Source organism: Nocardioides cavernae (assembly GCF_016907475.1).
Taxonomy (GTDB): domain Bacteria; phylum Actinomycetota; class Actinomycetes; order Propionibacteriales; family Nocardioidaceae; genus Nocardioides; species Nocardioides cavernae.
The window spans coordinates 292,378-310,918 of record NZ_JAFBCA010000001.1; the positions used below are offsets into that span (position 1 = coordinate 292,378).

Sequence of the window (18,541 nt, forward strand, 5' to 3'; positions counted from 1 at the left end):
GTCGCGAGGCTCAGTCCGCGGAGTCGAGATCGCCGGCGACGCGGCGGTGGGCCTCCCAGATCTCCTCGGGCATCCGGTCGAACTGGGACAGGTGCTCCTCGCGGAAGCCCATCTCCTGCTGCCACCGCTCCTTGTCGATCGTCAGGATCCGCTCGAGGTCGGCGGCCGGGACGTCCATCCCGGCGAGGTCGAGCTCGGCCTCCGTCGGCAGGATGCCGACGGCCGTCCGCCGGCCCTCCACCTCGCCGTTGCGCAGCTGCAGCAGCCACAGCAGCGGGCGCAGGTTGTCGCGGTAGCCGGGCCAGAGGAAGTGCCCGTCGTCCGGGTCCTTCTGGAACCAGTTGACGTGGGCGAAGATCGGCTGGTCCTTCGCCGCGCCGACGATGTCGAGGTAGTGGCGCGCGTAGTCGCCCTCGCCATAGGCCATGAAGGGGCGGTTGGACATCGGGTCGTAGCGCAGCTGGCCGTCGACGCCCTCGGCGGCGAAGGTGGCCTCGGCGCCGAGCGTCAGGCCGTCGTACACGCCCTCGGCGAGGTCGGTGATCGCCCGGATCAGCGGCTCGCGGTCGCTGGTGCGCCCGCCGAAGATGATCGCGTCGATCGGCACGCCGACGGGCGCGTCGTAGTCGGGCGCGATGTTGGGCACGTTGGCGAGAGTGGTCGTGAAGCGGCTGTTGGGGTGGGCCCAGGCCGCGGTGTCGTTGTCCTTGCGGTCGGCCAGCGGCGAGCCGGTCCAGTCGAGCCAGCCGCGGACGTCGGTCGGCGGCTTGGGCGTCTTGCCCTCCCACCACACCTCACCGGTGCTCGGGTTGTAGGCGACGTTGGTGAAGATCGCCCGCGAGCCCTCGCCGATGGAGTCCAGGGCGTTGGGGTTGGTCGTCTCGTTGGTGTCCTTGGCGACGCCGAAGACGCCATACTCCGGGTTCATGCCCATCAGCCGGCCGGACTCCTCGTCGACCCACAGCCACGCGATGTCGTCGCCGTAGAACGACACGTGGTAGCGCTCGCCCAGCGCATCCGGGGCCGCCATCATCGCCAGGTTGGTCTTGCCCGACGCGCTCGGGAAGCCGCCGCAGACGTGGTAGGTCCGCCCCGTCTCCTTGTCGTGGATGCCGATCAGCATGTACTGCTCGGCGAGGAACTTCCTGCTCGCCCAACCGTCGTACGCACCCTGCCGCAGGCCGTGCGCGATCTTGCCGAGCAGCGCGTTGCCGCCGTACGACGACCCGAAGTGCAAGATGGTGCGCTCGTCGGCGACCGTGACGAAGTAGCGCTGGTCGTCGGGCGTGCCCTGGCCGAGGTGCTCGAGGTCGCCGGTGACGTGGACGGCCCGGACGAACGAGTCGGGGTCCTCGAGGTCGTTGACGAACTGCACGCCGACGCGGGCCATCCGGATCATGTGGAGGACGACGGTGCGGGTGTCGGTGAGCTCGACCCCGGCGGCCCACGGAGCGAGCTCGTTGCCGGGAGGCGCCATCAGGTAGGGGATGACGTACATCGTCTTGCCCTCGGACGCGCCGCGCATCCGGTCGTGGAGCATCGGCTTCATCTCCGAGGCCGGACGCCAGTTGTTGTAGACGCCGCGGTCCGACTCGTTGTTCGTCGCGACGATGGTGCGCTCCTCGGAGCGAGCGGTGTCCTTGTAGTAGCTGCGGGAGTAGTAGCGGCCCTCGCCGGCCATCTGCAGCTCACCGGCCGCCACGGCCTCCTCGAGGAGACGTGCGTCGTCGGAGGCGTTGACCAACTCGACGTGCTCGGCGCCCGTCAGCTCGGCGTACTCCTTCACGAACTCTCGGACCTTCGGGTTGGTCAGCCCGGCCTCGTCCATCACTGCCTCGAGATCTGCCATCGCGCTCCCTCTCGTCGTGCGGCGGTGCCTCGCCGCTGTGCGGGTGCTAGGCACGATAGGGCACCGTCGCGGTGCGCGACGGGGCCGGAAGTCCCGACTCGGCGACGAAGGTCCCAGCCGCGCGACCGGTCCCCTGATTTCGTCCGTCCGCAGTGCGTCGGCTATTCTCGACCAGTCCTCGCAGCCGCATCGGCCGCACGGGACGAGCGCCTGTAGCTCAACGGATAGAGCATCTGACTACGGATCAGAAGGTTTGGGGTTCGAATCCCTACAGGCGCGCAAGACACGAAACCGCAGGTCAGCGCCCCTGACCTGCGGTTTCGTCCGTCTTGGGCCTCGTACCGGCGCGCGTCATCGCTCGGCTGTCGGCGTCGCGCTGGCGATGGGGACTCCATGGGGACAGCGCCCCGCGCTCGGCTCCTCGCATCCAGTCGAAGAATGTCTTGCTCAACCGGTCACAGCGCCGTTTCGGGCTACCGATACCGGGCCAGTGAACGACAACGACGCCCCCGAGACGACCCGCCCCGAGTACCCGGGTCTGATCAGCATCGCACGCTTGGCCGAGTGGCTGGGGGTGTCCGACCACGCGGTCAAGAAGTGGGTGCAGGCCGGCCCGACCTCCAAGAAGATCCCGCCCTACTTCCGGATCAACGGTCAGGTCCGGTTCGATCCCGCCGACGTCCAGGACTGGCTCGACAAAAAGGCCGTCCGATGAGCACCTGGGGCGTGTACGGCATTCGGGGTCGGCTCGCGAACGGCACCGAGACGGACTCATCCGACAAGCGAGCGAAGGCGTACTTCATCCGGTGGCGTGTCGACGGGGTGAGGAAGCGGCGCACCTTCCGACAGAAGGGCCACGCCACAACCTTCCGCGATGAGTTGGAGAAGGCCCGCCTGTTCGCCTGGGCCGCCGATGAGCGCGGCTGGCCGGTCGACCCGTCGCGGCCAGTCCAGCCCACGATGTCCGAACAGCCTGACGCTGCCGGAGGCATGAAGCCGGGGCACTGGATGAGCCACACTCTGGAGTCCTACGTGTGGGAGGTCTGGTGGCCGACGCTGACGAAGACGCTCGGCGACAAGAACCGCCTCGGCCATCGCCGCAACGCCGAGGTTGCTGTCGAACTCCTCAGGTACGCCGCTGGCGATCGGCGGCTCGACTCGCGACACCTAGCAGGAGCATCGATCTCCCTGAGTCACCTGGTCGCAGACGACCTCAAGGCCGCAGTCGTGGCGAGGCGCTCGATCAACGGCCGCACGGCGGCGGTGAACCGCAGGCGCATAGAGGCGGCGAAGTCCTCCGGTCAGGATGTGACGGACCTTGAGTTGAGCCCGGAGGTGGCCTCGATCACCACAGTTCGGTCCTTCGCCGTCACCCTCGGCATGATCGTCAAGGCCGCGGCCGAGAGCAAGCATGTCCCGGCCGATCTGATGAACGGCGTCATGGCCCTGGCCCCCAAGCCGCAGGCGGCCCGACTCAGCGCCCGACTGGTTCCCAACATCGATGAGGTGTTCGAGCTCAGTGCAGCAATTGCCTCGCTTGGTCCCAAGATGATGGACGGTCGACCGACGGGCGAAAGATTCCGCAGCCTGATTCTGGCTGCCGGCACCCTCGGCCCCCGACCCGGCGAGCTGGTCGCGCATCGCCCAGAGTGGACCACGTGTGCAGGTCGCGGACTCGTCCGGTTCCACCGGACAGAGGCAGCGGTCTACGACACGAAAGAAGGTTCGGCTGGTCGACGTGATCGGGAACTCAAGCACAGGCTGCCTGATGACTATCGGGACATCCCTGTCCTCGACGAAGTCGCTGAGGCACTGCAACTTCATCTTGAGCGCGGCTACGGCAGCGTCGAGCGCACGTGGCTGAGCCCGACCGGCCGCGGGCACCTCGATTGGGGCAACGTCGATGAGAAGTACTGGCGACCAGCGCTGGTGAAGGTCTTCGCCGGCACGAGCAAGCACGCGCTCGTGCACGCGTCGCCCAAGATTCTTCGGAAGGCTGCTATCACGTGGTGGCTGGAGCGAGGCGTGGCGCCGGCTGTCGCCGCTGAGTGGGCAGGCCACACCGAGGAGGTCATGCAGATTTACTACGCGAGCCGCTCGTCGCAGACGTGGGCGACCGAGGCACAGATGCTTCGGCGATCGCGGGAGGCCTGATGGTCTCGACCGTCGGTCCTTCGCGACGACCGACGCGTGTCCAGACCTTCGCGGTACGAGCGAAGATGGGCCCGTGATGAACCATCAGGCAGACATGAGCATTCCGCCCCTCCGGCTTCGGTACTTCTCTGCTGAAGACGTCATCCTCGACCTGGCATGGTCTGACGACCCCAACGACGAAGACCCCCTGTCCATTGCATTCCTTGCCAAGAACGCCACCAACTATCAGGTTGTTGATGAGCGCTGGGACGTCGAGGATCCGACCGATCCAGAGAATGACGAGTACCCGCCTAACACCCCCTCCGTGTTGAGCGAGGTCGACTTCGTGCGTTGCGCGGTCAGCCACTGGCAGCGAGTTCACCCGAGAATGCCGCGCTTCACCGAGGCTGAGCTAGAGACGCCCTACTTCATGGCTGCTCTCGGCAACGTTCGGGGTGCGTTGTCGCTGCTCGTCAAGAGCCGACCGGGGACCTGTTCCTTCGTAGTGGAAGAGCGCCCCTACTAGTCCTCCGGCGACCACCGGGGAGGGAACCAACGGACGACGGGACGTCCGTCGGAACCCAGAATCCAGAGACGAATCCCCTTGACCGCGTCCTCTCCGTACTCCGCCACCAGTTCGCCGTAGGCGGCCTCGACGTCACGCACGAAGGCCAGGAACGGCCTCCCTGGCAGGGCCAGATCAGCGGGATCGTCGACGAAGCCCAGGAGGTCGGAGGCGACCGCGCCATCCTCGTCGCGCTTGAACGCCGTCACCGTACGAGTGGTCACGTCGTCGTACCACTTGCCATCTACCGCATGCTCAGCAGCTTCCCAGCCCATCCAACGCTGCAGGGACCGAAGGTGGGACTCGAAGTGCGTTCTCATCAACGCGCGCTGCGGACCAAGGCGATCGTCCGTAAGTGGTCCACCTTCGAAGACGGTCGTGACAACTGCGGACACCTCGTGCGGATCGAGGTTGGGGGCGTACGCGCTTGCCCGCGAAGCGACATCTGTCAGCGCCCGGCCCACAAGGCGCAGTACAGCCAACGGCGTCGCACCTCGGACTGGGTGATCAGTGTCCAGGTCCGCCAGCTCGCGGGCCAGGTCGTCGATGCCACGACGGACTGCAGCGATCGCGCTGTTGAGGTTGTCGTTCCGCGAGCCAGCGGAACTGTCGTTGGCGCCCCCCGCCGCGCGGCCAGCCGCAGTGCCCGCCTCATCGATGTTCACGCGTTGACGGTATCGATCGTTCTGCGCCTGCTCGAACCGAGGTGGTCCCGCCGGCCCCTTGCTTCAGAGACCTGCGGATCGCTCACCCGCTGGATCGGACGGCCAGGACAACACCACGGTCTCTCGTGGCGCCTCTGGCCTGAGTGCCCGAATAAGTGCGTACAGCAACTGCTCGACAGCAGGCGTGGGGAGATCGTCTCGACGGTCGGCAGGCCTGCTGCCTGAGTCGGAGCAGGGGGCGCCACAAGGAGTGGCGTCCGTCTGGCGGCGGGGCGCCACATACCGGTCCACGGTATTGGAGGCGTGCGGCTGGCGACCGACCGCGGTCGGATGCTCTTCGTTATCCGGGAGCGCCCAGACGTGGGCTCGACGGCGGCCTGTCTTTGGGCCCCCAGGCGCCCCCCTCTCGACTTGGACGAGAAGGCCCTTGGCCAGCAACCTGCGCTGAGCGGTGTCGAGGGCAGTCTTGCCCAGCCCTGTGGCATCGACGAAGTCCTGTCGCGGAATCGCCCTCTGGACGGAGCCAGTCTCGGCCAGCCTATGGCGCACGTGATCGAGAACCAGTCGTTCGGCAGGCGTCAGTTCTACCTCCGCGAGATCCCGCGCTGACTGCTCCTGGCGCCTCTGTGCGACATGAGACAAATCGCTCGTGTTCCAGGCCGGGGTCTTCGAGATGTTGGCCTGAGCCTGTTCCCAGGCTTTGTAGAGGTGCTCGACCGTCTGTCTTCTGCCGCGGGCCTTGGAGTTCTTGAGGCTCGCTTGCGTCCCAAGACGACTCCTGGGGTCGAGGACGAGCTCGACGAAGTCCGGTGCGGCCCAGTTTCGGTTCGCGGCGCTCATCGCGGTGGAGACGAGTGCACTCCACACGGCTCGGTCGTGGCCTCGTTGCCGGATGGCTTCGACGGTGACACCGTCACGGATGAGATCGATGCTTCGGCCGGGCAGGGCGCGCCTGGATGGCTTGGTCGCCTGTGACAGATCGCGATCGTCGCTGATTGAGATGCCCACGGTGTGACCTCCGAGCCCTTGCCGGATCTGCCCGGTCCCGTTCTCGGCGGGCGGCTCGGCTCGGCTATCGGCACATCGAGCGAGGTGTCGGCACACGTTTCCGTCGAGGCACGACTGGCGCTTGTCGCAGGTTGGCTCGCCGACACGAGTTCAAGTGATTCGCGATGTCCGCCGATGTCTGGTGCACAGCCCCTTCGGAGAAAGGTTCGACGTTGATCACGACTGGATGCGTCCGCAGCAGCGACCTCGACAGTCCCGCTCGGTGCGGAACTCAGCACTACGCGCTTATCGAACAACTCGCGCTCGAGAAGTGCGCACTGCAGGTGCCACGAAGATCTGACACCTCGCAACAGATTGAAGACGATCTCGACGGCCTACTCGCCTCCTACGACGACATGGGTCGCGCAGATCTCGCTGAGGCGTTCGCGTCATTTCGCGCGGCTGCGCTCCAGCACGCTGGGTCATGTGGCGATCTGCAGGGCTCGGCGTCGGCGATCCTCGGTCCATTGAGCCGAGAGGTAGTGCACGACCTGAAGGTCCGTGCAGCGCAGGTCCGGTGTCACGGGATAGGCATTGGCGAGCCAGCCGTTGCACGAGCGCTCGCATCTCTGTACGACGCTCACGCCGCACTCGGTGCCGCTTTGGCATCCGCTGTCGAGCCGGGAGTCCTGGTCGTCCCCGGGCTGCCCGGCTGAGAGGCGCCCAAGGGTCGTTGGTCACGCAGGGCTACGGGAGTGACGTAGGTCATACGAGGCCGCGGTATCGCCGAGCTTCGGGCATGCCGATGACCCTCCATGACAGGCACCACCCACCGATCACCCATCAGGAGAAACACATGGACCACGACACCACCAAGACTTTCGACCTCCGCTTGGTCGACGATCTCGGCACCGGCTATCACCTGCACTACCACCGCGGCTCCACCGCGCTTCTCGTCAACCTGTACGAGGAGGGCCAGTGGGTCTGGGGCGACGAGGTTGAGACGGACGCGCGATCGATCGAGTACATGCTGACCACCCCGAGCAGCGTCGCACGCGCCATCGCAGATGACGAGGCGGACGGCTTCGTGGCCGAGGCGTTCGCGGATGGATTCGCGGAGATCGCGAAGTCCGTTCATATGGACTTCGAACTTGCGGACCCGACCAGCAACTCGAAGGTGAGATGCCGGATGGACCTGGTGGATGAGGACAACTCGGCCTTCTACGCACTCGGCGTCTCATTCACGGTCAGCAGCGAAGTCCTCCTGACCGAGACAGCGCACATGGATGCGCTCCTCGACTGACGGCCATTTCCACCAACGCGCGGCCTGCGCATACGGGCGCCGCCGTAGAGCCCAGCCGATTTCCGCACGCTGGACGCTCGCCGGAGCATCCAGGACTAACAACTAGGAACCCTCGCCATGAGTATCAACCACGCATACCTCAACTTGCCCTACCCCCTGCCCATCGTCATCGACCGCCTCCCGGGTGATCGCGGACCTACTCTTCGCGCCACCAGCCCCCGGTGGTCGGGCGCACACGGTGATGGATGGAGCCTCGACGAGGCACTCGATTCACTCCTCCCCCAGATCAGCGACATGCAGCGTCCGAAGGCGGCCACCGTCGAAGCACTCCGGTCGGCCGGCTACGACCAAGCGACCATCGATGCGTGGGCCACTCACGTCACTGGCTACCGCCTGTGGGCCCTCCGCAACGACGCCGGAGAGGCAGTCCGGCGCATCGGCGAGTACGTGGCACGCGGCATCGCACCTGAAGCAGCATGCCGCTACATCGACCTCGGGCTCAGCGCCCACTCTGCTGAGACACTCCAGCAGCGCGGGGTCACCCCGGAGATGGCTATGCCGTATTCACAAAGGATCGGCGACTTCTTGGCCGAGCACTATGGCGAATACGTGCCGGTCATTATCGCCGAGAACGAACGAGAGTTGTTGGCCTGGATCATTTCCGAGTTCGATGCAGACCAGGCTGCCTTCTACATCCACGCAGGCGTCGACCCGGACCGCGCACCATCATGGCGCGAGACCGTGGAGAAGCACGCCATCACCGCAACGGACCTCTGCGACCTCGTTCGCGCGGGCTTCTCGCCCGAAGCCGTAGATGAAGCGGCTAGTCGCGACAGTGGCGGAGCGGCGCAAGTGGCGGAGGCAGCACGCACCCTTCTGGCACTGAAGCAGCCGAGACCGGGATACTCGTGGGGCTATCCGCACACTACCGGCGATCCGTGGGCTGCCCCTTCGAAGCATCCCTCGGCTGAGACTGGGCCGGAGCCTCCGTTCTGAACACGAGCCGCGACGCCGTGGCACTTGGTGATCGACCGAAGTGCCACGGCAGGCGAGGCAGGACCACGATCGCTTGGTGACGTTGTCTTCGCCCAAGTCCGGCATGGCCGCATGAGGGGTGGCGAACAGCATCGGCACGAGCTCACGCCTGCCCGTCAGGGCCTGGTCGCCGAGCGTCGTTCCGACACGCCGCGACCCAGTTCTCCCACGCACTCAAACCAGTCAAGACAGCCAGTCGAGCGACGTCCGACTTCCAGATCCTCCGGCGGCCCGGCGAGGTTGAATTGCCCGTTCGCAGGACTTGATGCGAGAGGTCCTCCCAGTCGTCTTCGAGCTGGGCGATCGTTTCGAGAGTCCATGTGAGCGACAGTTGGTCACGGAGAATCTCGCGCGGCTCCGAGGGTTCGTAGGCGTCACTCCACCAGTCGACCGATCGGCGGCGGCCGATCTGGAAAGCCATCTCGGTGAAAGCGGACAGAGTGAGGTTGAGCGCCGCGGGCGCAGGCTGGCGGTAGAGCCGCCGAGCTTCGAGGTGTGCTGTACGAATGACGACCACGTCGTCTGCGGGCCACTTGAAGTTGACTGATCGTACGGTGTCCACCGACCTCATCACTGCCCCACGCACTTCGGGTTGACCGCGGTACGGCCAAACGGCACGTCGCTGCGCGGGACAACATTAGTTCCCAGGCGCTTCAGCTCCGCCGTCCCAGGGGAAGACACCCGCCAGCAGTTCCCGAACGTCGGTGTCGAGCGCGCGGGCAACGACGTCCAGGGCCTCCAGCGACGGCAGCCGCCGCCCCCGCTCGTAGCTGTTGATCGTGAACGGTGAGAGGTCAACGCGCGCACTCAGATCCGCGAGGCTCAGTCCCATCGCCTCGCGACGACCTCTGATCGCCTGACCTAGTAGGACCCTGCCCCGTGAGTGACGGTCGGATCGCTCTGGCACATTCGAACACTACAGTCGACGCCTTTCGCCACACCCTGCGCAGCACCTTTGACGTAGCCGACGGCGTGGGTGGCCACTCGTGTGCGGGCGAGAAGGAAAGGCGCCAGGGGTCCACGCCTCGGCGTTTTGCCTGAGCCGTGAGGCGATCGTACTGGTCAAAAGTCAGACGTCCGTCCACAGTCTTCGGCACGTCTTCCGGGCCTGACGCTCCCGCGGCTAGGCACAGGCACACCACGTGAGGACGGAGCCCAGACTGCACCCAGTCGATGGGAGCGGCAGGTGGGTTCTCAGTGTCAGTGCCGGTCAAGCACGCGTACATCGAAAGCGTCTGCACGAACTCGGCTTGGCGCGGCGCATATCCCGCGTCCGACCAGGTCTTTGCCTCGAACGGGTTGAAACGCAGACCCCACCAGTGGACCGCTTCCACTTCAGCCATGCCCACGGACAGCCAGCCATCGCGGTGCCAGCGATCGTTCGGCGCCGAGTTGGCTATCGCGCGAGCAGGGTCCTTCAACAGAGAAACGCGGGCTGGGGCGCCGTGGTCATCGGACGTCTGCGGTCCTTGCATGCGACCAGCTCCTGTCTGGGTACACGTGTAGTCTTGGTACGTAACGTACCGTACGTTACGTCTTTCACCCAAGGAGTCACATGCCCGTCAATCTGTCCCCTCGGAGTCTTCAAACGGCCCTGGCCGCGCTCAAGATGACGTCGTCGGATGTCGATGCGTGGTTGTACCTCGTCGACACGTGTCAGCCGGAGGTGATCATCGAGGCGGCGAAGGCATGGGCATGGGAGGGGATCCCGGGCCCTGACGCGATCCGTTGGCATCAGGCGGGCTGGCTCCCTGCTCCCTCCGTACCGTGGTGGCTGAAGGGCTTCTCTCCGGAGCAGGCGTCGTTCGTGTCCTCTCGATTCAAGACGCTGGGCCTGGAGGCTCCTCAGGTCCAGGACTGGCTCTACTCGCCCCTCCTCCCCGACGACATCGTGCTCTGCGCGGCCGTGGGGGTGAGCAGCCTTCGGGATGCCATGGAGATCGTGAGCCGGTTTGATCGGGACCTTTCGCTGAGAGGTTGCCTTACCGTCCAGGCCGCGATGAACGGCACCGATGTCCGAGCGCTGAATGGGACAAGGCGTTGACCGCTCATCCAGACGACGCCGTAACCCAGATCGGGCCGCACCTCTCGGCGAACGCGGTCGAGCTCGCTCGGCTCGTAGCCGCAGGGTGCGGTGGAGACCTGACCAAGGCTCAGCGGATGGTCGACTGCCCTCACCACCAAGCAGAAGGCAAGCGACAAGCCAGCCTGCTCAGCGAGTGGGCAACCACGGGAGTTCCCCCTAGGACAGGGCTTAAGTGGTCGCGACACGGGTTTCCCGCGCACACCACCGAGGTCATGGCCGCCAAGAACGGGTGGACCCCGCGCCAGTACCGCGCCTTACTGCTCATCGATAGCCTCGACGCCGCCCAGCACCGGGACAACGACGTCCCGTACATGGCCCGCGTGGACGCGTGGGTGTCCAGCTCAATCCCTGCCGAGTGGGTGCTCCGCTATCGCTCGGCCGGCTACTCGCCTTGCGGAGCCCAGGAGCTCGAGCCGAAGCGCCTGGGAGGCGAACTGTTGAGCGAGGCAGTCGCGACGCTCGTAGCGCTTCGCGGCACATCCATGGCGGTCTGGCTCGACTACGCCACTCGGCCCGACGAGCTATGAACAGCGAGCCGAACCGCATGGCCGACCTCGTAGGGCCCTTCTACAGCGCGGAGTCAGTTGCTGCTCGCTTGGATGGCGATGGTGCGTGCCCATCCGGCATGGAAGGGATCCTGGCCCTGCTGTCGGTTGACACTGCCGACGGCACGACGCTCTACCCGACCTTTCAGTTCGGCACCGACGGCCGCGTGCGGTCGGAGCTGAATCCACTTCTCCGGATCGTGGCTGGAGGTCCAGCCTGGTCCGCGGCCGTATGGCTTCGCACTCCCAACGAACAGTTGGACTGGCTGACCCCCGAATGCGCTGTCGCCAACCCCGACTACCGGAGGGTTGCCGAGATGCTCGCCCGCGCGTGGCTGAGCAGATTCCATGCCTAGTTCTTGTCCGACTCTTCCGTCCCCGCCCTCGAGCAGACGTACCAAGCAGGCCGATCCGATCCGTACCCAGGAGGCACCAACGCATGTTGGACCTGAATGAGCCCTTGCCCTTGAGCCGATGGATGGAGGGGCACGTGACGATCTACTGGAAATCCGGGAGCTCCAGCACCCACCGCATGTCCCGGCAAACCGTGGAGCGCATGCGCATGATGATCGACGAGCGCCAGGGCCCCGACCGGCTGCACTTGTACGACGACGCCTTCATGCAATACCAGTCGAAGGAGATCCTCCTTCTCGAGTGGACGGCGACGCCCGACTACGGATGGCCACTCACGCCAGAGGAGCGCGAGGCCCAGCAAGCCAATGGCTTTCACGGAGGCATCATCACGGCGCTGGTCGACCTTTGGCGTGATGAGGGCGGGTTCGAGCCCAGCTACTCGGCGAAGGCCATGGTTCTGCTCCACCAAGGCATCACCGAGACGGTCGACATCGATGGTTTTGCCAGAGTTGCCCGCCGCACTGAAGGACGCGATGGGGCCTCAATGGTGCAACGCGCGTATGCCGCGGTCGATGTAGAGCCTCTCCTGGACGACGCCGAAGTGAACGCGGCACCCTCACCCAAGGATCAAGGCGCCGAGGCCGGACGTTCAGGGGATGAATCGAGTACGGACGGCTCGATCGGCCCCAACGAGTCGGGAGACGCGGACTAGTGAGCGCTGCACCTGTTGTGACGCTCGACGCCCCAGAGGATCCCGTGCCATTGCCAGGCGGCCCACGAGCAACCGCTCAACAGCACGACGTCATCGGATCGGTCGGTCCGATAACGGCACTCCTGTGGGACCTCGACAACGTGACTACCAAGTGGCGCCACCTTCCTGAGCTCGTCGCCGTACTCGGGGAGTTTGCGGGCCCGCACGCTCCCAAGATCGCGGCAGGTAGACGGAGCACAGCTCGCAGGTGGGCACCGCTGCTGAACGAGTGCGGCTTCGAGACGCACTCGGGCGGCCGAAGCAAGTCCGGCGCGGACCGCCAACTCCTCGTGCGCGCTCGTCAGTTGCACCGTTCGGGGGTGCATCGCTTTCTGCTCGCTAGCAATGACGGAGACCTGGCTCGCGTCGCCAAGCTGGGCGAGCTACACGTCGTGACACTCGACCGGCGTCACGTGAGCCAAAGGCTCGTCGGATGCGCCAGCTCGATCGTGGTGCTTCGTCCCATCCCGGCGCTGGCGCATCCCGAGAGTGCGGCTTGGACCCTCGGGGACGTTACGCCGCACGCATGATCCGACGGTCAAGCACGGGGGTGGACTTTGTCCCCCAACATTGGCAGTCCCCATGTCCCCAGCAGGCGGCGGCTAGACGCACGCAAAACCGGCCCGAACTTGGGTGAGTGAAAATGTGCGGGCCCGCTCATCATGGATAGATGGACGAGCCTGACCCTTCGCTCCTGACACTCCTCGACCGAGTTTCCGAGCACACAGACGTTACGTATGGCGACCTGGCAATGTTCGGGGCTTCGATGCTGTCCACCATCAGCACAATCGCCATCAATGGCTGGTCCTCGCCAGGTAGCAGCCTCGACTACACCGGCCAGGTTTCCGATCCGCACACGATGCTTGTGCGCGACTTCGTCGCGTGGACCTCGCACCGCAACAAGTTGGCTGATGGATGCGAGGAACGGCTTCGATCGTATGTCGAAGAGAGCGGATGGACGCTGCACGTGTTGAACCAAGTGGCGACGCTCCTAAGCCCTCCTAGTCCAATGCCGGACTAGGGCTCCGGCCCCGCCGTGAGCGCCTGACGCCTATGGGTCCGCCGGAGCGGACGTCGCACGCCGACAGGCGGCGGAAAGACGCTGATCGCGCGGACGATGTGTGGTCAGTCGTGGAGTCCGCGGGCCGCGAGGGCGTCGCCCATGTCGTCGGCGCGGTGGAGGGCTCGCACCAGGAGGGGTACGACGAACGCGCGGGCGCTGAGCTCGAGCCCGCGGGCCTGTTGGGCGTCGCGCACCTCGGCGGCGAGGTCGGCCATGAGTGGCACGCACCGGATGGCGAGGTTGAGCACCAGTCCCACGCGCAGGGGGTCGATGCCGATCCTGCGCAGCGGCCGGCACAGGGCGACGACGACGTCGATCAGGTCGGTCGTGCGTGTGGTCAGCGTGACCAGGTTGGCCAGCAGTACCAGGGCGAGGATGACCCCGACGAGGACGGTGGTGCGGGCCCACCCGATGAACGCGACCTGGAAGACGGCGAGCGGGATGAGCACCCACATCAGCGGGCGCACCATGTCGACGAGCACCCGGAGCGGGACTCGGCCGAGAGGTTGGAGGGCCAGTGCCCCTGCCACGAACGCGGCGGTCTGCGCGGGCGTGTCGACCAGGACCGAGCCGACGCCGGCGGCGGCAAGCCCGGCCAGCTTTGCGCCGGCCGGCAGTCGGTGCAGCGGTGACGTGCCTGGCCGGTAAAGCCCGATCACAGCGCTCATGCCATCAGCTCGCGGTAGATCTTCACCGACTCCTTAGGCTGGCCGTCGTGCACCAGCCGAGCCCGGTCGAACACCAGGACCCGGTCGAATTCGGTGACCAGCTCGAGGTGGTGGGTCAGGAGGACGACCTGCTGGGGCAGGGCGGCCACGGTGTCGGCGACCATCCGGCTGTTGCGGAGGTCGAGCAGGGTCGTGGGCTCGTCCATGACCAGCAGCTCGGGCTCGGTGGCGAGGACCGAGGCGAGGGCCAGGAGTTGCTTCTGGCCTCCCGAGAGCCGGTGCGCGGCGTGGTCGGCGTGCGCGTGCAGGCCGTAGCTCCGCAGCACATCGTCGACCCGGGTCGCGGCGTCTGCCTTGGAGAGGCCGCGGCGGCGCAGGCCGAAGGCGACGTCTTCGGCGACGGTGGGCATCACGATCTGGGAGTCGGGGTCGGTGAAGCAGAAGCCCACCCGCTTGCGGACCTCGCGACCGTCGCGGGTGGTGTCCCACCCGCCGACGCGGACGGTTCCGTGGGAGGGGACGACCAGGCCGTTGAGCAGTCGCGCGAAGGTGGACTTGCCCGACCCGTTGGCACCGATGACGCCGATGCGGTGCTCGTCGAGGCGTACGTCGAGGTCGACCAGCGCCGGGTGGTCGCGGCCGGGGTAGGTGTGGGAGACGCCGGTGACTTCGATCAGCACGACTGCACCACCATCGCCACGCCTTGTCCGCCGCCGGCGGCGATCGCGGCCAGGCCGAGGGCGCCGGGCCCGCGCATGAGCAGCTGGGAGAAGAGGCGGACCACGAGCACCGCGCCAGACGCCCCCCACGGGTGGCCGAGGGCCAGCGCGCCACCCTGGGTGCACACGCGGTCGGGGTCGAGGCCGAGCTCGTCGCAGCATGCAAGCACCTGCCCGGCGAAGGCCTCGTTGAGCTCGATGGCGTCGAGCCGGTCCAGAGAGGTCCCGGCCTTCTCGAGCGCGAGCCGCGCGGCCGGGACCAAGCCTCGGCCCGGACGAGAGGGGGCGACGCCGCTGCTGGCGCTCGCCAGGACGCGCAGGCCGAGGCCGCCCAGCCGCCGGTGCACCTCGGCGCTGACCACCGCCACCGCGGCGGCTCCGTCGCTGACGCCGCACGCGTTGCCGGCGGTGACCGCCCCGTCGCGCCGGAAGGCCGCGGGGAGGCGGGACAACCGCTCGGCGGTCAGGCCGGCACGTGGTCGCTCGTCGCGCGCGAGGCCCGCCACGGGCACGACCTCGCCGTCGAGCTGCCCGCTGTCACGCGCAGCCACGGCCAGCCGGTGCGAGCGGGCGGCGTAGGCGTCCTGCCGCTCGCGCGTCACGCCAGCCTCGTCGGCGAGCAGGTCGTTGGCGAGACCCATCTCGAGGTCGTCGGCGGCCGGTGCGAAGGGGGCGCGCTCGTATCGCACCGGTTCGCCGCCCGCCTGCGGCGGCCAGGACCGCCACGGCGCCGTGCTCGCCGACTCGGCGCCGCCGGCCAGGACCACGCGCGCCCCCGTGCGTACCAGCCGGGCGCCGAGGTCGATTGCGGCGAGGCCGCTCGCGCACTGCCGATCGACGGTGAGTGCCGGTACCGACCACGGGAGGCCGGCCGCAAGGGCCGCTACCCGGGCGATGTCGCCGCCGGGGCCCATGCAGTTGCCGAGCAGCACCTCGTCCACGGCGAGCGCGTCCAGGCCACCGCGCTCGAGCAGCGAGGCGAGCACGGGTGCTGCCAACTGGTCGACCGTCAGGTCCTTGAGGGCGTGCCCGGCGGTGCCGATCGGGGTGCGTGCCGCGGCGACGATCACGGGCGCGGCGTCGGCGGTCATGCGTCCACACCCTCCCGCGTCACCGCACGCACGATGGCCGCCTTGTCCACCTTGCCACTGCCGGTCAGCGGCAGCGAGGCTAGGTCGAACCACCACCTCGGCCGCTGCTGCGGCGCCAGGACACGTCGGCTCACCTCCTGGAGGCGGGCGATGTCGTCCGGGTCGGTGACCACGGCGGCGACCACCTGACCGAGGTCGACGTGCGGGACGCCCACCACCACCACCTCACCCGCCGCTTCGAGGCTCAGGGCGTGCTCGACGTCGGCTTCCAGGACCGTTGACCCGCCGGTCGTGACGCCACCGGCGCGTCCGAACACCGTCACCGTGCCGCCTACGGCCCCTTTGGCGGGCCGGACCTCGCCGCGGTCCCCGACGGTCAGCCAGCCATCCTGGTCGCTGCGGAGCACGTGCTCCGGCTCGGCGTACCCCTCGCACACGTAGGGCGAACGCACCCACAGCTCACTGTCACGGGCCGTGACCTCGACTCCCGGGAACGGTCGCAGCCACTCCGCGTCGCCCCCCCAGGCCACGAACGAGAGCTCGGCGGCACCGTAGTAGTGGCTCACCTGTGCACCCACGCCGGCGGCGGCGTCGCGCAGCGAGCTGGACAGGCGGTCGCCGGCCACCACGAGGTGCAGACCGGAGAGGGCGGACGGGTCGTCGGCGAGCTGGCGTCGCAGCCACCAGGGTGTGAGGTGGGCATGCGTGGCGGCGGACGGCTCCGCGACCACCTCCGCCCCGGCCCACGATGCGTGGGCCGCGGCGAACAGGTTCATCGTGGCGCTCAGGGGCCCCGGTACCCACACTCTGCTGGCTGGCGTCATCTCCAGCAGCTCGGACACGTGCGGGTACGACTCCACCCACGAGCGGCTGGTCCGCAGCACGGTCCGCGGCCGACCGGCCGTACCGGCGGTGCGGAAGGCCAGGAGGTCATCGGGGGCCGCGCACGCGAGGATCCCCAGCGGGTCCGGCGCCCCCAGGACGTCGACGTGCTCAGGCAGGGACATCGACATCGGAGCGACGCGCGACGTCCCGGCGCTGAGGGAGCAGGCCGGGGTAGGCGGCGTGCACGCCACGGGCCACGAGGGCGCACACGATCGCCTTGACCACGTCGCCGGGCACGAACACCAGGGCGGCGGCGGTCGCGTCCCGGACGCTGAGGTCAGCGCGGAGCACAAGGCCGATGATGCCAAGCACGTTCAGCACGACGACGCCCCCGACCACGGCCGCAGGGATGCCCAAGACGAGGCGGTACGGAGCACCGAAGGCGTACGTCAACGCGCCCACAGCGAACGCAGCGACCGGGAACCCGATCAGGTAGCCAATCGACGGGCCGGCGAAGACGCCCAACCCACCCCGACCGCCGGCCAGGAGCGGCAGGCCGATCGCCACCAGCGTCAGGAACACGACAAGCGCGAGGGCGCCACGTCGCGGCCCCAGGATCGCCCCGGCGAGCATCACGCCCAGCGACTGGGCGGTGATCGGCACGGCTCCGCCGAACGCGGAGATCGCCGGGAACAGGCCGAGTGCGGCGACCACCCCCGCGAAGATCGCGATGAGCGGGATGTCGCGCCGGGCGTGGGCGTCGGGGTGCGTGGTCATGGCGGAACCTCGTGGATCGGATAGCGGGGCCCTGGAAAGAAGCTGAACGGTGTTCAGGTTAGGACGGCATCTCGCAACCTACCGCGCGTCTCACCTTTCGAACACGGGTCCCCGCGCGGACCTGACGAGATGCCTGCCGCCCATGAGTCCGTACCGTGCGACCAGCTTCACGTCGCTGGCACCACGCCCGCAGACACGTCGCGCCGCCGCGTGAATCGCGGCGGTGTGACGCAGCCCAGGTTCATCGGGTGTGGACGGGGTATCGCAGGTGCGTGACCCCGACCCCCTGGATCAATGACGGGTTGCCGAGTACCGCGGGCGTGCCGTCGAGGTGGTCGAAGAGCCGTACGCCTGAGCCGAGCAGGACCGAGGCGATGTCGACGCTGATCTCGTCGAGCAGGCCGGCATTGAGCAGTTGCTGGATGGTGTCGGCGCCGTGGACGCCGACTGCCTTACCCCTAGCGGCGGCTTTGGCTTGAGTCACGGCGCTCTCGATCCCGTCGGTCACGAAGGTGACGGTTGAGTCGGCTCGCGGCCAGCCGGCAGGTATCTCGTGAGCAAGGACGAACCCGGGTCCCCACGCATGGTTGCCTCCCCAGCCGCCGGCGACGTCGAACGTGCGGCGACCAGTGAGCACGGCGCCGAGCTCCGACGTGAGCCCGCGGACGTGCTGGGCGCTCGACTCGGACATCGAGAACGTCATGGGGTTCGATCCGCCGGTGTGGATCTGGACGTCTCCCGAGCTGGCGTACCAATCGAAGACCTCGGCCACGCCGTCGTCGGGATCGGCAACGAACCCGTCTAGTGACATGGACATGATGGCGACAACCTTGGACATGGCAGTGGTCCTTCCTGTGGTGGAGGGGGAGGCAGCTCGTCGCTTGCCCCTGTCCATCCAACGAACCGACGTCCGCGGATACGACACGGTCAACCGGGTCAGATCCCTGTTAATCGATGAGGAATGGCGCTAGAGGTCCGAACATCTCAATGCGCAGCAGCTCCGGCAGTCGTTGGCGGCGGAAAGACGCCGCCACGTCGGACCTCGCTGTCGCTCCGTAGCAAAGGCTTGCCATGCTTGAGTGAAATCGAACCTCACGACCCTGCTGGGGCACACGAGTGCAGGCG

The 18,541-nt window shown here is 67.4% G+C and carries 22 protein-coding genes and 1 tRNA gene; 13 read left to right on the top strand and 10 right to left on the bottom strand.

The genetic code is table 11. From position 1 onward, the window contains the following. Positions 1-10: 10 nt before the first annotated feature. Entirely contained in the window at positions 11-1,849 is a 1,839-nt protein-coding gene (locus JOD65_RS01425) for a phosphoenolpyruvate carboxykinase (GTP) (RefSeq protein ID WP_191194099.1), read from the bottom strand. A gap of 206 nt (positions 1,850-2,055) precedes the next feature. On the opposite strand from JOD65_RS01425, the gene JOD65_RS01430 reads away from it, so the two are divergent. The 4 genes from JOD65_RS01430 to JOD65_RS01445 all read left to right on the top strand — a co-directional run bounded on the left by JOD65_RS01430 (position 2,056) and on the right by JOD65_RS01445 (position 4,508). Then, positions 2,056-2,128: transfer RNA gene (locus JOD65_RS01430), tRNA-Arg, on the top strand. 211 nt (positions 2,129-2,339) lie between these two features. After that, positions 2,340-2,564, top strand: coding sequence for a helix-turn-helix domain-containing protein (locus JOD65_RS01435; RefSeq protein WP_191194098.1), 225 nt, complete (start codon positions 2,340-2,342; stop codon positions 2,562-2,564). Beyond that, complete coding sequence (locus JOD65_RS01440; RefSeq protein ID WP_191194097.1) at positions 2,561-4,003, top strand: site-specific integrase; 1,443 nt, start codon at positions 2,561-2,563, stop codon at positions 4,001-4,003. The genes JOD65_RS01435 and JOD65_RS01440 overlap by 4 nt, the downstream gene beginning before the upstream one ends. A gap of 73 nt (positions 4,004-4,076) precedes the next feature. After that, positions 4,077-4,508, top strand: coding sequence for a hypothetical protein (locus tag JOD65_RS01445; RefSeq protein WP_191194096.1), 432 nt, complete (start codon positions 4,077-4,079; stop codon positions 4,506-4,508). Here JOD65_RS01445 and JOD65_RS01450 read toward each other — a convergent pair. Further along, positions 4,505-5,212 carry a hypothetical protein gene (locus tag JOD65_RS01450; protein ID WP_191194095.1) on the bottom strand — a complete coding sequence of 236 codons (708 nt, stop codon included), beginning with the start codon at positions 5,210-5,212 and terminating at the stop codon, positions 4,505-4,507. The genes JOD65_RS01445 and JOD65_RS01450 overlap by 4 nt on opposite strands. A 411-nt stretch (positions 5,213-5,623) precedes the next feature. Here JOD65_RS01450 and JOD65_RS01455 point away from each other — a divergent pair, with 411 nt between their 5' ends. From JOD65_RS01455 to JOD65_RS01465, 3 genes are all read left to right on the top strand, one after another. Further along, a complete protein-coding gene (locus JOD65_RS01455) occupies positions 5,624-5,821 on the top strand; it encodes a hypothetical protein (RefSeq protein ID WP_191194094.1) in 198 nt (65 codons plus the stop codon). Positions 5,822-7,055: 1,234 nt separating this feature from the next. After that, the gene (locus JOD65_RS01460; protein WP_191194093.1) at positions 7,056-7,502 is read left to right on the top strand and encodes a hypothetical protein; all 447 of its coding nucleotides are present in this window, start codon (positions 7,056-7,058) and stop codon (positions 7,500-7,502) included. A gap of 117 nt (positions 7,503-7,619) precedes the next feature. After that, complete coding sequence (locus tag JOD65_RS01465; protein ID WP_191194092.1) at positions 7,620-8,498, top strand: hypothetical protein; 879 nt, start codon at positions 7,620-7,622, stop codon at positions 8,496-8,498. 142 nt (positions 8,499-8,640) lie between these two features. Here the strand turns inward: JOD65_RS01465 and JOD65_RS01470 are convergent, their stop codons facing one another. Then, positions 8,641-9,099 (bottom strand): hypothetical protein, encoded by a 459-nt coding sequence (locus JOD65_RS01470; protein ID WP_191194091.1) that lies wholly within the window; start codon positions 9,097-9,099, stop codon positions 8,641-8,643. Between the two features lie 75 nt (positions 9,100-9,174). Then, positions 9,175-9,444 (bottom strand): helix-turn-helix domain-containing protein, encoded by a 270-nt coding sequence (locus JOD65_RS01475; RefSeq protein ID WP_307820876.1) that lies wholly within the window; start codon positions 9,442-9,444, stop codon positions 9,175-9,177. A gap of 648 nt (positions 9,445-10,092) precedes the next feature. Between JOD65_RS01475 and JOD65_RS01480 the strand changes: the two genes are divergently transcribed. The 6 genes from JOD65_RS01480 to JOD65_RS01500 all read left to right on the top strand — a co-directional run bounded on the left by JOD65_RS01480 (position 10,093) and on the right by JOD65_RS01500 (position 13,294). Continuing rightward, positions 10,093-10,581, top strand: a complete 489-nt coding sequence (locus JOD65_RS01480) for a hypothetical protein (RefSeq protein ID WP_191194089.1) — start codon at positions 10,093-10,095, stop codon at positions 10,579-10,581. Between the two features lie 254 nt (positions 10,582-10,835). After that, positions 10,836-11,150 carry a hypothetical protein gene (locus tag JOD65_RS01485; RefSeq protein WP_191194088.1) on the top strand — a complete coding sequence of 105 codons (315 nt, stop codon included), beginning with the start codon at positions 10,836-10,838 and terminating at the stop codon, positions 11,148-11,150. Positions 11,151-11,167: 17 nt separating this feature from the next. Next, on the top strand, positions 11,168-11,524 hold the full coding sequence (locus JOD65_RS01490; RefSeq protein WP_191194087.1) for an antitoxin Xre/MbcA/ParS toxin-binding domain-containing protein: 357 nt from the start codon (positions 11,168-11,170) through the stop codon (positions 11,522-11,524). A gap of 134 nt (positions 11,525-11,658) precedes the next feature. Continuing rightward, entirely contained in the window at positions 11,659-12,234 is a 576-nt protein-coding gene (locus JOD65_RS01495) for a hypothetical protein (RefSeq protein WP_191194086.1), read from the top strand. A 44-nt stretch (positions 12,235-12,278) separates the two neighbouring features. Continuing rightward, a complete protein-coding gene (locus tag JOD65_RS24165; protein ID WP_372440144.1) occupies positions 12,279-12,803 on the top strand; it encodes an NYN domain-containing protein in 525 nt (174 codons plus the stop codon). 140 nt (positions 12,804-12,943) lie between these two features. Next, positions 12,944-13,294: a hypothetical protein gene (locus tag JOD65_RS01500; RefSeq protein WP_191194085.1), complete on the top strand. Its 351-nt coding sequence runs from the start codon at positions 12,944-12,946 to the stop codon at positions 13,292-13,294. Between the two features lie 104 nt (positions 13,295-13,398). Here the strand turns inward: JOD65_RS01500 and JOD65_RS01505 are convergent, their stop codons facing one another. The 6 genes from JOD65_RS01505 to JOD65_RS01530 form a co-directional block, all read right to left on the bottom strand. Continuing rightward, positions 13,399-14,004 (bottom strand): energy-coupling factor transporter transmembrane component T family protein, encoded by a 606-nt coding sequence (locus JOD65_RS01505; RefSeq protein ID WP_204810897.1) that lies wholly within the window; start codon positions 14,002-14,004, stop codon positions 13,399-13,401. After that, positions 14,001-14,684, bottom strand: a complete 684-nt coding sequence (locus JOD65_RS01510; protein ID WP_307820877.1) for an energy-coupling factor ABC transporter ATP-binding protein — start codon at positions 14,682-14,684, stop codon at positions 14,001-14,003. The genes JOD65_RS01505 and JOD65_RS01510 overlap by 4 nt, the downstream gene beginning before the upstream one ends. Then, on the bottom strand, positions 14,678-15,814 hold the full coding sequence (locus tag JOD65_RS01515) for a thiolase family protein (RefSeq protein ID WP_191194084.1): 1,137 nt from the start codon (positions 15,812-15,814) through the stop codon (positions 14,678-14,680). The genes JOD65_RS01510 and JOD65_RS01515 overlap by 7 nt, the downstream gene beginning before the upstream one ends. Further along, positions 15,811-16,821, bottom strand: a complete 1,011-nt coding sequence (locus JOD65_RS01520) for an AMP-binding protein (RefSeq protein WP_191194083.1) — start codon at positions 16,819-16,821, stop codon at positions 15,811-15,813. The genes JOD65_RS01515 and JOD65_RS01520 overlap by 4 nt, the downstream gene beginning before the upstream one ends. Then, entirely contained in the window at positions 16,808-17,416 is a 609-nt protein-coding gene (locus JOD65_RS01525) for a biotin transporter BioY (protein WP_191194082.1), read from the bottom strand. Before JOD65_RS01525 ends, JOD65_RS01520 begins: the two co-directional genes overlap by 14 nt. 241 nt (positions 17,417-17,657) lie before the next feature. Next, entirely contained in the window at positions 17,658-18,254 is a 597-nt protein-coding gene (locus tag JOD65_RS01530; protein ID WP_191194081.1) for a dihydrofolate reductase family protein, read from the bottom strand. Between the last annotated feature and the right edge of the window lie 287 nt (positions 18,255-18,541).

Coding starts and splice junctions, on each gene's coding strand:
- JOD65_RS01425 (WP_191194099.1), bottom strand. CDS start 1,849: ATGGCAGATCTCGAGGCAGTGATGGACGAGGCCGGGCTGACCAACCCG.
- JOD65_RS01440 (WP_191194097.1), top strand. CDS start 2,561: ATGAGCACCTGGGGCGTGTACGGCATTCGGGGTCGGCTCGCGAACGGC.
- JOD65_RS01460 (WP_191194093.1), top strand. CDS start 7,056: ATGGACCACGACACCACCAAGACTTTCGACCTCCGCTTGGTCGACGAT.
- JOD65_RS01465 (WP_191194092.1), top strand. CDS start 7,620: ATGAGTATCAACCACGCATACCTCAACTTGCCCTACCCCCTGCCCATC.
- JOD65_RS01480 (WP_191194089.1), top strand. CDS start 10,093: ATGCCCGTCAATCTGTCCCCTCGGAGTCTTCAAACGGCCCTGGCCGCG.
- JOD65_RS01485 (WP_191194088.1), top strand. CDS start 10,836: ATGGCCGCCAAGAACGGGTGGACCCCGCGCCAGTACCGCGCCTTACTG.
- JOD65_RS01490 (WP_191194087.1), top strand. CDS start 11,168: ATGGCCGACCTCGTAGGGCCCTTCTACAGCGCGGAGTCAGTTGCTGCT.
- JOD65_RS01500 (WP_191194085.1), top strand. CDS start 12,944: ATGGACGAGCCTGACCCTTCGCTCCTGACACTCCTCGACCGAGTTTCC.
- JOD65_RS01505 (WP_204810897.1), bottom strand. CDS start 14,004: ATGAGCGCTGTGATCGGGCTTTACCGGCCAGGCACGTCACCGCTGCAC.
- JOD65_RS01515 (WP_191194084.1), bottom strand. CDS start 15,814: ATGACCGCCGACGCCGCGCCCGTGATCGTCGCCGCGGCACGCACCCCG.
- JOD65_RS01520 (WP_191194083.1), bottom strand. CDS start 16,821: ATGTCCCTGCCTGAGCACGTCGACGTCCTGGGGGCGCCGGACCCGCTG.
- JOD65_RS01525 (WP_191194082.1), bottom strand. CDS start 17,416: ATGACCACGCACCCCGACGCCCACGCCCGGCGCGACATCCCGCTCATC.
- JOD65_RS01530 (WP_191194081.1), bottom strand. CDS start 18,254: ATGTCCAAGGTTGTCGCCATCATGTCCATGTCACTAGACGGGTTCGTT.